12 protein-coding genes are annotated in these 12,593 nt (G+C 41.5%); 3 read left to right on the forward strand and 9 right to left on the reverse strand.

Annotated features, from left to right (window positions below):
• Positions 1-14: 14 nt before the first annotated feature.
• The 8 genes from pstB to ACQKIC_RS06350 all read right to left on the reverse strand — a co-directional run bounded on the left by pstB (position 15) and on the right by ACQKIC_RS06350 (position 8,996).
• The gene (gene pstB, locus ACQKIC_RS06315; RefSeq protein ID WP_402869518.1) at positions 15-854 is read right to left on the reverse strand and encodes a phosphate ABC transporter ATP-binding protein PstB; all 840 of its coding nucleotides are present in this window, start codon (positions 852-854) and stop codon (positions 15-17) included.
• The gene (gene pstA / locus ACQKIC_RS06320; RefSeq protein WP_403121943.1) at positions 854-1,732 is read right to left on the reverse strand and encodes a phosphate ABC transporter permease PstA; all 879 of its coding nucleotides are present in this window, start codon (positions 1,730-1,732) and stop codon (positions 854-856) included. The genes pstB and pstA overlap by 1 nt, the downstream gene beginning before the upstream one ends.
• Before the next feature lies 1 nt (position 1,733).
• Positions 1,734-2,633 (reverse strand): phosphate ABC transporter permease subunit PstC, encoded by a 900-nt coding sequence (pstC, locus tag ACQKIC_RS06325; protein ID WP_402869889.1) that lies wholly within the window; start codon positions 2,631-2,633, stop codon positions 1,734-1,736.
• 139 nt (positions 2,634-2,772) lie between these two features.
• Positions 2,773-3,744, reverse strand: coding sequence for a PstS family phosphate ABC transporter substrate-binding protein (locus tag ACQKIC_RS06330; RefSeq protein ID WP_402956519.1), 972 nt, complete (start codon positions 3,742-3,744; stop codon positions 2,773-2,775).
• 216 nt (positions 3,745-3,960) lie between these two features.
• Positions 3,961-6,129: a peptidoglycan D,D-transpeptidase FtsI family protein gene (locus ACQKIC_RS06335; protein ID WP_402869523.1), complete on the reverse strand. Its 2,169-nt coding sequence runs from the start codon at positions 6,127-6,129 to the stop codon at positions 3,961-3,963.
• A 196-nt stretch (positions 6,130-6,325) separates the two neighbouring features.
• Complete coding sequence (locus tag ACQKIC_RS06340; RefSeq protein WP_427590514.1) at positions 6,326-7,546, reverse strand: MFS transporter; 1,221 nt, start codon at positions 7,544-7,546, stop codon at positions 6,326-6,328.
• Between the two features lie 216 nt (positions 7,547-7,762).
• A complete protein-coding gene (gene sodA / locus ACQKIC_RS06345) occupies positions 7,763-8,371 on the reverse strand; it encodes a superoxide dismutase SodA (protein WP_402869526.1) in 609 nt (202 codons plus the stop codon).
• Between the two features lie 139 nt (positions 8,372-8,510).
• Complete coding sequence (locus tag ACQKIC_RS06350; RefSeq protein WP_402869528.1) at positions 8,511-8,996, reverse strand: DUF456 domain-containing protein; 486 nt, start codon at positions 8,994-8,996, stop codon at positions 8,511-8,513.
• A 150-nt stretch (positions 8,997-9,146) separates the two neighbouring features.
• Here ACQKIC_RS06350 and ACQKIC_RS06355 point away from each other — a divergent pair, with 150 nt between their 5' ends.
• From ACQKIC_RS06355 to ispG, 3 genes are all read left to right on the forward strand, one after another.
• The gene (locus ACQKIC_RS06355) at positions 9,147-9,920 is read left to right on the forward strand and encodes a DUF1189 domain-containing protein (RefSeq protein WP_427590515.1); all 774 of its coding nucleotides are present in this window, start codon (positions 9,147-9,149) and stop codon (positions 9,918-9,920) included.
• Positions 9,921-10,262: 342 nt separating this feature from the next.
• Positions 10,263-10,589: a LysM peptidoglycan-binding domain-containing protein gene (locus tag ACQKIC_RS06360; RefSeq protein WP_427590516.1), complete on the forward strand. Its 327-nt coding sequence runs from the start codon at positions 10,263-10,265 to the stop codon at positions 10,587-10,589.
• Between the two features lie 232 nt (positions 10,590-10,821).
• Positions 10,822-11,937: a flavodoxin-dependent (E)-4-hydroxy-3-methylbut-2-enyl-diphosphate synthase gene (gene ispG, locus ACQKIC_RS06365; RefSeq protein ID WP_402869891.1), complete on the forward strand. Its 1,116-nt coding sequence runs from the start codon at positions 10,822-10,824 to the stop codon at positions 11,935-11,937.
• Positions 11,938-12,025: 88 nt separating this feature from the next.
• Here ispG and ACQKIC_RS06370 read toward each other — a convergent pair whose 3' ends face one another.
• On the reverse strand, positions 12,026-12,478 hold the full coding sequence (locus tag ACQKIC_RS06370) for a DUF4190 domain-containing protein (RefSeq protein WP_427590517.1): 453 nt from the start codon (positions 12,476-12,478) through the stop codon (positions 12,026-12,028).
• Positions 12,479-12,593 lie beyond the last annotated feature (115 nt).

Below are 12,593 nucleotides of genomic sequence, written 5' to 3' on the forward strand. Positions count from 1 at the left end.
TGCCCCCTTTTCTCTCATCCAAACCGACCTGTAATATAATCTTCGGTCCTCTTATCATGCGGGTTCGAGAAGATGGTATCGGTGTCGTCATACTCGATGACTTCTCCATTTAGAAAGAAAGCCGTTTTATCAGAGATTCGGGCCGCTTGCTGCATATTATGGGTAACGATTATAATACTAAAATCTTTTTTTAGCTCTTGGATCAATTCTTCAATTTTTAATGTGGAAATCGGATCGAGCGCTGATGTCGGTTCATCCATTAAAATGACATCAGGTTCAATGGCGAGACACCGAGCGATACAAAGTCGCTGTTGTTGCCCACCTGAGAGTCCATATGCATTTTCTTGAAGACGGTCTTTTACTTCATCCCAGATGGCAGCACCTCTTAAACTTTTTTCCACTATTTCGTCCAAAATCTTTTTATTCTTGATACCATGAAGTTTCGGTCCATATATCACATTCTCATAGATTGATTTAGGGAAAGGGTTCGGTTTTTGAAAAACCATACCCACCTGCGTTCTCAAATCCTCCACTTTATAAGATTGATCCAGGATATTACGGTTCCGGTATTTAATCTGTCCTGTCGTCCTTACGCCTGGAACAAGTTCGATCATCCGGTTCAACGTTTTGATAAAGGTGGATTTCCCACATCCTGACGGACCGATGATTGCGGTCACCTCATTCTCATGCATATCAAGATCAATATTTTTCAATGCATGGTTTTCCCCATACCATAGATTGAGCCCTGCCGTTTTATATACGGGAGCCCTTGAAGAAACAGGCTTTTTTTCATTTTTAATTAGTGGAACCTCTTGATTCGCTAAGGTCATGTTCATATTATCTTCTCCCCCCATCAGTATCTTTTCTGAAATTTATTTCGGATTACCACAGCAATTGAATTCATGAAAATGAGCAGAATGAGCAACACGATGATTCCTGCTGCAGCCACCTGTTGAAATTCTTCCTGAGGACGCGATGTCCAGTTATAGATTTGCATAGGGAGCACCGTAAACGTATCCATGACTGATTGCGGTAAAAAGGCAATGAATAATGGAATGCCGACCACCACCAATGGAGCGGTTTCTCCGATTGCCCGGGATAAAGCAAGGATCCCACCTGTTAAAATCCCTGGTATCGCTGCTGGCAGGACCACTTTCCAGATGGTCTGCCATTTGGTGGCACCCATTCCATAAGAAGCATCTCTTAATTCACGAGGTACAGCCCTAATGGCTTCCTGTGCCGCTACAATGATGACTGGCAGGACGAGTAGGCTCATCGTTAGTCCTGCTGCCAAAATGGAGCGATCCAAGGCCAAAGCCCTGACGAAAACCGTCAAACCAAGCAATCCGAATACAATGGAGGGAACTCCCGCCAGGTTAGATATATTAACTTTGATGAATGTGGTGATCCAATTCTTTTTCGCATATTCCTCCAAATAGATGGCCGTCCCAACCCCCAACATAAGAGCAACCGGTGCAACGACGGCCATCAGCCATAATGAACCAATGAGAGCAGCCTTTACCCCAGCTTCTTCAGGTTTTCGGGAAGCGAAGTTCTGGAGGAAATCCCCATTCAAGTGACCAATCCCTTGAGTAAATATCCGATAGAATAAGATGGCTAAGATCAGGAGCCCAAATAAGGTTGCCAAGAAGAATAACCCTTTACAGATTGAGTTAATCGCCAGTCGGACAGGCATTTTCTTTGCTACAAGACCTTTATTTATCAGTTTCATGTCAATATTCCTCCCTGTACCTGCGGGAGATGAACTGCGCCAGCAGATTCATGATTAGCGTAAAAGCGAACAGTGTCATTCCGACCGCATAGATGCTGTAGTATATCGTTGTTCCATACCCAGCATCCCCACTACTGACCTGCACGATATAGGCTGTCATCGTTTGAATCGATGAGGTGACGTCCATGCTCACGCTAGGAGTCGAACCACCTGCCACACTCACGATCATCGTCTCTCCTATTGCTCTCGAGATAGCCAGGACGATGGAAGCCACAATGCCGGATACAGCAGCTGGCAGGACCACCTTTATCGTCGTTTCAAGCTTTGTGGCACCTAGAGCATATGCACCCTCACGGATCGATTTCGGTACCGAGATAAGTGCATCTTCCGATAAAGAGGCTATCATCGGCATGATCATGATTCCTACGACGATCCCAGGGCTTAGCGCATTGAACATTTCCAGGAAGGGGAAGAGATCACGCAAAACCGGTGTAACGAAGGTCAAGGCAAAGAATCCGTAAACGATAGTGGGAATCCCCGCTAACACTTCTAGAATCGGCTTTATCACTCTCCGCGTTTTCTCCGATGCATATTCACTCAAGAAAATGGCAGTGGCAAGTCCTACGGGGACCGCAACTAGCGAGGCTATTACCGCTATCTTCAGTGTACCTACAACAAGTGGCATAATTCCATAAGAAGGAGTGGCGGCAAAAGGTAACCACTTACCATTTGTAAAAAATTCAACGATCGATACCTTCTCAAAAAATATAAACGTCTCAAAAATAAGGGTAAAGACAATTCCAATGGTCGTGAAGACCGATATGGCCGCTGTTAGGAACAGCATGACCGGAATCAGCTTTTCCAGATTGAACCTTTTTTTATTTTTTCTCTCCAGGATCATTCGCTGTACAGAATAGGCTTCTGCTTGTTTCAGTTCCAAAATGCATCCTCCATTTCAAACACGCAATATTTGAATGACCATCCGTTCCCCGCTCTGAATTCAGATGAGGAGACGGAAAGGAGTGACATGATTAAACCGTCTATTCCTTTAGTTCTTTCAATTTATCAAGATCCTTTTTATACTCCTCTTCCGGAAGGCTGATGTACCCTACTTCTTCAGATAGTTCTCCCGCATTTTCAATCATGAATTCCGTATAATCCGCTACTTGTTCCTTCTCTGCTACTGATTTGTTCGCTACATAGGTAAATAAGGGACGAGACAAAGGAGCATAGTCCCCACTTTTAATCGTTTCATGGGTTGGCTCAACGGCCCCATTTCCATTATCGATGGAGATGACCTTTAATTTATCCTTATTCTCTGCATAGTACGCGAATCCAAAGAACCCTATGGCATTCTTATCCCCCTCTACTCCTTGAACCAAGACATTATCATCTTCGGAAAGTGTCGCGTTCTCCACCATCGGTTTTTCCTCGAGTATGACTTCATTGAAATAATCGTATGTGCCTGAGTCTGTACCCGGGGAATAAAACTTAATCTCTTCCTTTGGCCATTCCGGACGTATATCAGACCATTTCTTCACGGTTCCATTATCAACCCATAGTTCTTTTAGTTCCTCGACTGTCATGTGTTCAATAAAATCATTATCTTTGTTGACCACTATCGAGATGCCATCAAACGCTAATTTCAATTCTGTATATTCAATACCTTTTTCATCGATCAATTTACTTTCTTCCTCTTTGACAGGTCGGGACGCATTCGTTAAATCCGTTTCACCGGCAATGAATTTTTTAAATCCCCCGCCCGTTCCTGAAGATCCTACAGAAACTTTCACATCCGGTTGTTCAGCCATATATTCTTCCGCAACTGCCTCTACTATGGGAAATACAGTAGAAGAACCATCCATGATGACTTCCCCTGCCAATGAAGATGAGCTAGAGCCTTCCCCTTTTGCACCGCTTGTTTTAGTCGAATCATCCGCACCACAACCAGCCGCAATGGCTATCACTCCACCCATTACTACAGTCATCGCCATCCCCTTGAAATATCTCATGCGTAAGTCCCCCTAATATTTTTTATGATTAATTTGTCCTACATACAAATCATACGATTACTCTGTAAACCTCGTATAAAGGAATTGTAAATATTCAGTAAATGATTGTTCACCTAGTGTAAAGATGCTAAGAGAAAAGTGGTTGCACCCTGAACATCCCCATTTGAACATAAAAAAACACGCTTTGGGTTGATCCCAAAAGCGTGTATCTTTTCTTTATTCGTCTTGACTATCTCTTATTTCAGCTTGCTCTTTTTGAATCTCTTTACCGTTCTCAACTTTCAAATCGGTTGATGCATTCGTATCTTTTTTCTCGGTCCGCTCTTTTTTCAGCTTGAAATAAGTATCCATGATTTCCGCACCAATTTCTTTACTCATGGAATGACCTGAATGTCCCTGATATGCCCAAGGAACGACAACAGCAAATGCAACTTCCGGGTTTTCGGCTGGAGCATAACCCACAAGCGTGATATTCATCGTGGCTTGAGGCTCGCTATAATCCAATCTACTCGGACCATCATAGAATGCTTCCGCCGTACCTGTTTTGGCCGCTACTGTATAAGACTTATTTCCAAAGTAAGAATAAGCGGTTCCGCCTACTTCCATCGTTACCTTTTCAAAGCCCTTTTGTACACGGGTAATCCATTCATCCTTCATATCAAGACGATTCAGGACAGTTGGTGAAACTTCTTCGGAAATGGGACCCAATTCATCATTTTCATCAACCGGATCACGTATTTCCTTAACAATGTGGGGTTCCATACGGTTCCCGCCATTGGCAATCGTGGACACATACTGCGCAAGTTGCATAGGAGTGTATGTATCATACTGACCGATAGCAAAATCCAGTAATTTACCCGGAGTTGTTTCGGAACCCTTGAAACCATTCATTTCCATCGGGAGATCGATTCCCGTACGAACCCCTAAACCAAACTGGGCAAACGAATTTCGCATCGTTGAAAATGCACTGGATTTAATGTTTAAAGGCTCATTCGGCACATAATGTGCACCTGCAATATTAATGGCGGTCCTGAACATATAAACGTTGGAAGAGACTTTTAAAGCCGTTAAATCGTTTATGTTCCCGAAATTGCTATAAGATCCTTTTTCCTTTGTACCTTTGATCTTCAACTTTGTATCATAGAAGAATGTTCCGGGCTGAATGGCTCCTTGTTGATAACCAGTCAAAACAGTCGCACCCTTCACAGCAGAACCCATCGTATAAGAAGTCGTGATGTTTCCTAATGCGAAATCATTAATGGACCTTTTTCCCGTCTTTTCATCCTTGTCATATTTTTTACCTGCCATCGTTAAAACTTCTCCCGTTTTCGGATCCATCATCACGACAAACGCTCTATCCAAGAATTTTGTGTTCCCCATCTTTTTCTTGCTGATTAAATGCTTTTCAATGATTTCCTCTGTTGCCAACTGTAAATCCATATCAACCGTCAACACCAGGTCTTTCCCACGCTGTCCTTCAGTAATGACTTCTGAATCCACAACGTTTCCTGATTTATCGGTTACATTCTTCACTTTTGCCTTTTGGCCTTGGAGGACATCTTCATATTGCAACTCAATATAACTTTTACCCACACGGTCATTCCGGCTGTAATCACGTGCTAAATAATAATCAAGGCTTTCGCTAGGCAATCCTTCTTCTGAAGAAGAAACCTTTCCTAGCACAGACTTAAGCGTTTTATTATAGGTATAGAACCTGTCCCAATCGGTTGAAATATCCACACCTGGAAGCGAATCGAGATTTTCACTCACCCTTGCAAACTCTTCCTTGGTTACTTTCTTGTTTTTCACGATTTGTGGAGTCAGTGCATAACCACTGGCGAACTCCCTATAAATCGCCAGGACTTCCATTTCCTTTTTGGAAAGCTTCATTTCTTCTTCTGTAATACGTTCGAGCTGTAGCTTGTACAAATCAGCTTCTTCAAGCTCTCCCTCTTCTACCTTTTTTCTTTCTTTATCCGTAATCTTTTTCTCCGCAAGCTCTGGATTACGCAGGATCCAAAAATCCTTTTTATCACGATCCGTGACCTTATCGGCTTCTTTATCAATCAACTTAGCTAGCTTCTCGGCCGTTTCAACCATTTCTATTTGTTTCGTACCTTGCTTTCTTGTATATGTAATTGCATCCAGCGGCTGATTGTCGACCATCAATTTCAAATTCCGGTCATACATTTTGCCACGAGGCACCGAATTATTCACGGTTACTTCTTCTGTTCTTTCAATCTCGCGTCGGTAATCATCGCCGTATACGATCTGTACGACACCCAAACGCAAAATCAGACCAGAAAACAAAACAAATACTAAAAAGAAAAGAACATTCAATCTGAAAGGTACATGCGTCTTTTTCTTTTTCTTTGTATTTACCACACCAAGCCACACTTCCTTTATCCATAGTCATGATAGTCCTATACTATTCTATAGAACAATTTTGTTTTTTTCTACCTTCATGTTCTAGAAATATTAGACACATAAAGAAAATCTAGCCCAAAAGCACGCTCAAGCCGTTCATTCGCGTTTTTTTACCACCATCTTACAATAAAAAAAGGCCCTCCAAGGCCTTTTTTCATTCTCGATCATAGATATCGATATTCCTCACAAACCAATAAATGATCAAATGTCCCGCACCAACGATTAACAAATAGAAGGGCAAGCTCTCTTTTAAATCAAAGCTCATGACCATCCAGATAAAACCTACTACAGAAACAATCCTTCCAAGATGAACGAACAGTTCACGGACAACCACGTATTCAATTCGCATTTTAGCTGCATCCTTAGCCCTTCCTATGATGTCATAGGTCAAAGAAATATATGGAACAAGCAACAGCGGATATGCTCCTGCAACGATGGCCCCATAAACGAGAAGCTTACCGAATGTCACATCGAAAGCGATGAGCCAGACTCCCATATAAAGAAAGATGCCTCCGATAAGGATTGCTTTCTTCCGCATGGGTTGTTTTATGTACCGCGAAACAAAAAAATAAGCAATGAAGGACACCGCTGAATTCAATAGTCCATAGCTCCCTATAGCCAGTTCACTTCCCGTTTGTACAAAGATGGTGATGGATATGATGAACATGAACGTTCCTTCCCGAAGCCCCTGAAAAAAATGGGCACGGGTGATCATACGCCAGTTCTTATCATTTTTTCTTTCTTTCCATACTCTCATAAAAAAGTATTTTCCGTGAGCAGGGCGTCTATTCAAGGAAAAGCTCAGAAAAACGGCAATGGTAAACAGTAATAATGATAAACCAAAAATGATTGTATACCCCGTGAACTTTTCGAGCCTTGATATAATAAACCCTGAAAGGATAGGACCAATCATGCCCCCAAAGGAATGTAGAGCCCCTAAAACACCGTTGAAGAAGTCTCTCGTATCCGGTTCAGTAATTTCAAAAGTCAAAACATTAAACGCTAGCCAATAAAACCCATAGCCAATCCCTAGCAAGGCCCCCAATAGAAAAAGAAAATCCGTGGCCCTCGTTCCTACCAAAAGGACTGTCAAATAAAACAAAGCCATGAAACTTACGCCTAACCTTAAAACGATAATTCGGTCGACCTTTTTGGCTAACCGTCCGGCAAATACAAAAGTAATTGGTTGGAAAAGAACCACACTTAAATTGTAAACGGCAATATCAATAATTTGACCGGATTGTTTCCACAGATACACATTAACAAATGTATTGGATAAAGCGACACTCAGGCTATATAATCCGCCAATCAGCAAGAGAAGCTGCAAATCCTTCTTCGCTCCCGCCTCTCCCTTCCATTTTACTAAAATACCCATTGTTTTAACTCCCCTTCAAATTCCACTCTAGTGTTTGAAAAAACAATGGCATTTATGTGAGAAAGGGAAAGAAAACTGATGAATCGGCGTTCCCAATCAGGCCTATCCCTTTAGATTATCCAAGAGGAATAAGTAAGTTGTAAACGATTAGTTCCCATAAAACAAATAAGGCGGAAATCCCCGAAAGGATTTCCGCCTTATTATTAGTGCGTATAATTATTTAGCTGCGCTGTAACGTTTTGCAACTTCATCCCAGTTAACAACATTCCAGAAAGAATTGATGTATTCAGGACGACGGTTTTGGTAGTTCAGGTAATAAGCATGTTCCCAAACATCTAATCCAAGAAGTGGAGTCTTTCCTTCAGATAATGGGTTGTCTTGGTTTGGTGTACTAGTAACTTCTAATTCACCGTTGTTAACGGCAAGCCATGCCCAACCAGAACCGAAACGAGTAGTTGCCGCTTTAGCGAACTCCTCTTTAAAGCTGTCAAAGCTTCCAAATTTAGAAGTGATAGCGTCTGCTAATTCACCAGTTGGTTGTCCGCCACCGTTTGGTGAAAGGATTTCCCAGAATAATGAGTGGTTAGCATGTCCGCCACCGTTATTGCGTACAGCTGTACGTACAGCTTCTGGTACTGCGTCTAGGTTAGCAACGATTTCTTCAACGCTTTTGCTTTGAAGCTCTTCGTTTCCTTCTAGCGCCTTGTTTAAGTTTGTCACATACGTATTGTGATGTTTAGTGTGGTGAATGTTCATTGTTTCTTTGTCAATGTGTGGTTCTAACGCATCGTATGCGTAAGGTAATTGTGGAAGTTCGAAAGCCATAATAAAATTCCTCCCTATGTAAGCTGTTTTTTGGGGCTCTAGTCATCTTCAGATTCCTAAAGCTCGTTAGCATTAGATTACCAAATTTTCTTATCCGTTTCAAATCTTATGCCTATATTTATTTTCATTTTATAGTTCTTTAGGCGAAGATCACGAATAAAAAGTACCCAATCATCAAAAGTTGGATGATTCCTTTAGTGAAAATGCTGCTTATGAAGCCTACCACGGAACCAAGGCCGATTTTTGATGCCGTAACCACATCTTTTTTATGGAAAAGGATCTCGGCCAGGAATGCTCCAATGAAGGGCCCAATCAATATTCCCACAAATGGAATCACAAAAGGACCGACAATGAGCCCGATTGTACTGCCCCAAACACCCGCCTTAGTCCCTCCGTATTTTTTGATGCCGACCATATTCGCAATATAGTCCGCAGAAAATAAAAGAACGACAAACAAAACTTGGACCGTCCAGAAAAACCAACCAAAAGGCTCAAAGGAATAAAAAAGTCCATATAACAAAATCCCTGCGAATATGAATAATACGCTTGGGATGATGGGAAAAATCAAACCGACAAAACCGATGATGAACATCAGGATAATGATGATCCAAAATAGCGTATCCACAAATAAAACATCCCTTCTATTTTATACACCTTACCTCTTCATATTTGCCCGTTTATATGCGGTTGAAACCATTGAATGCTGATACAGGTTGTTTTATTCCATAACTCTAGTTAAAATTGAGGGGAATATCATAAGATAGGTGCTGAAATCATGAACATATTCAAACAACTATGGGTGAGCCTCTATTCACCGAAAGATATCGGTTCCTTTCAAAACCAGGGAATTGGTAAGACAATTTTATATATATTTTTCTTGAGCCTCATATTCTTCCTTCCTTCCGCATTTTACTTAGGTACAATGATTACGAATGGAATAAACGCGATTTCAGAAACTGTCTCGGAGGAAATGCCTGATTTTGAAATTAAAAATGGAACGCTAACCTCTGCTGACAAAGAGCCATTCGTCTTGAAAAAAGAAAACTACCAAATATTCGTGGATGGCACTGGTTCCTTAACTCCAAAAGATGTTTCCGAAAAAACGGATGAAGCAGTGGCCCTTTTAAAATCCGAACTTGTATTTGTATCGAATGGCAATATACAAACTTCTCCTTATTCACTCTTAGAAGGAAATAATGAAGATTTATACAAATGGATCCATTCCGTCGAATCCGTCCTACCGATCATCCTGCCGTTGCTTCTCCTGACTTTATATTTATTCACGGCTGCTGGAACATTCTTGAAAGTGACCATTCTTGCTGCATTCGGGACGATATTCCGGAGCACCATGGGGCGTTCAATATCGTATAGACACCTATGGAGGATTGCCGCATATAGCATCACGCTGTCCACTATTTTCTTCACAATCATGGACGCCTTTCAAGCAGAAGTCCCCTTCGCTTCCTTCATTAGCTGGTTCGTGTCGTTAATTATGCTTCACTTATCCATTAAAGAAACGAATGATAATCCTGAAGAAATAGGATCATAAGAATAAATCAAAACCAGACTTGCTCTTGCCTGTCTGGTTTTTTGTACAGGGCGTTATTCCATATGACACCCCTGTTCCCTAACCATATGTGACTGTAGTCATCATTTTTCCCGTTCACCTAAAATCGACAAACTATTCCCGAACATAAGCCTATAATAAGAGTTTAATCAGTATGTAAGGGGTGAAATGGCATGACCAAAGGGATTTTTGAATGAACTTCAAAAAGGACAGCCCAAACAAACTCTATTTAAAAGACACTCAGGAAAACCTGCCCAATTTCAGGCATAATACACCATCCTCCCAAATATATATGTATGAAAGACCATATTGGGGGATGAAATAATGAAAAGGTTACTGATGTTTTTCTCAATTTGTTTCATTCTATTTATCATTTATTTCGACATGACTACAGGAACTTTACCCACCTCCCCATCGTCAGCAACTTCAGTTCAGCCATCCGAGCCCGTAAGTAAACCTTCGGCCCCTTCAATCGCATATAAAGAAGTCCTCATCAAACCTGGAGATACCTTACTCTCCATCATGGAAAATGAAAGGGGAGCATCAAACAAGCCAATTGAAGAAGTCATATCAGATTTCCAAAGTTTGAATGAAGGGTTAAAACCTGAAAATATGCAAATTGGTAAAACGTACAAAGTACCCACATACTAATAAACCGTAATGATATATCTATCTTATCCGATGCTGGGATTGATGTCTTCTAGAAATAGCCGAACTTCAATCGAGAAAATCTCGACTGAAAAGAGTATACTTACTTCATAATAAAAAAGTAATGCGTCCTATTCCTTGTCAAGCGGTATGGACATTGATACAATATTTTAGTGAACTAAATGAAAAATCAAAATTGATTTTTTCCTAAAGGAGAGAATTCCACTTGAGTGAAATCATACATCGTACTAAAACGCGGCCAATTAAAGTTGGAAACTTAACAATCGGCGGCAATAACGAAGTAATCATCCAAAGCATGACAACAACTAAAACACATGATGTTGAAGCAACCGTTGCAGAAATCCTTCGTCTTGAAGAAGCAGGTTGTCAAATTGTACGTGTGGCCTGCCCGGATGAAAGAGCGGCTGATGCCATCCCTGAAATTAAAAAACGCATCCATATTCCACTTGTGGTCGATATCCATTTTGACTATAAGCTAGCCTTGAAAGCGATCGAAGGCGGAGCGGACAAAATACGGATTAACCCTGGGAATATCGGACGCCGAGAAAAAGTGGAAGCAGTAGTAACAGCTGCCAAAGCTAAAGGCATTCCGATTCGTATCGGTGTCAATGCAGGTTCTCTTGAAAAGAAAATCCTCGACAAATATGGCTATCCAACAGCAGATGGAATGGTCGAAAGTGCATTGCACCACATCAAGATCCTGGAAGATCTTGATTTCCATGACATCATCGTGTCAATGAAGGCATCCGATGTTACTTTGGCAGTCGAAGCTTATGAAAAAGCTTCAAGAGCTTTTGATTATCCATTACATCTGGGAATTACTGAGTCGGGCACCCTCTTCTCCGGTACGGTTAAAAGTGCGGCTGGACTCGGCGCCATCCTTAGCCAGGGTATAGGTAGCACACTCCGCGTATCGTTGAGCGCAGACCCTGTAGAAGAAGTGAAAGTAGCAAGGGAGCTCCTTAAAGTATTCGGGCTTGCTTCTAATATGGCCACACTAATCTCTTGCCCTACTTGTGGACGAATTGAAATCGACCTTATCTCCATCGCAAATGAGGTCGAGGAGTATATCCAGACGATTAAAGCACCAATCAAGGTATCTGTCCTAGGTTGTGCAGTGAATGGTCCTGGTGAAGCACGTGAGGCTGATATAGGCATTGCCGGAGCACGAGGCGAAGGTTTACTGTTCAGAAAAGGTAAAATCGTCCGTAAAGTACCTGAAGAAACCATGGTTGAGGAATTAAAAATAGAAATCGACAAAATCGCCGAAGAGTATTATGCAAAGCAAAGAGCTGAAGCAGAAGAAGCGGCTAATGCGGTCATTAAATAGGTAAAAAAGCCCTGATTCTAATCAGGGCTTTTTTGTTTCCACAAAAAAGCTGTCTCCGCTACAAACGGAAACAGCAAAAACATGCTCCTTAAAAGAACGGCAGGATGAATATGCCCACAATGATGGAAACTGCACTTATACCTATAGCCCATGAGCCCATGCTCGATCCCCTTTTACGGGCTGAAAAACCAATAATGATCCCAAGGATCCCCAATATAAAGGGCATCATGAACAACGAGAGAATGGAAATGATTAACGCAATGGCCCCTATACCTGTTCCACCCGATGCTTTACCAGAAGCATTCGACCGTCCATTCATTTTACTTTCATAAGGAATGGTGGAAATCTCGGCAGAAGTTTCTTCCTGGTAACGACTATCTTGGACTGAAGTATCGTTTCTTTTTTGATAAGCCCTTTGCTCTACCGCATTTTCTTCTGTATAGTACCGCTCATGATGTTCATCATCCACGACAACCACTGGATCTTTTCCCGCTTCAGTTGAATGATCCTTGTCATTAATGGAGTATTGATCTTCTTCCATTGATCCATCACTCACTTTCGTTTTTAGGAGCATTTATAGTATATGTATAATAGCGAATAACCCTCATGATAAAGGTTGCATGTCTTGGTTTAAATATGTATTGTTTCCAATGGCT

This window comes from Peribacillus sp. NPDC046944 (assembly GCF_050272735.1).
Lineage (GTDB): Bacteria > Bacillota > Bacilli > Bacillales > DSM-1321 > Peribacillus.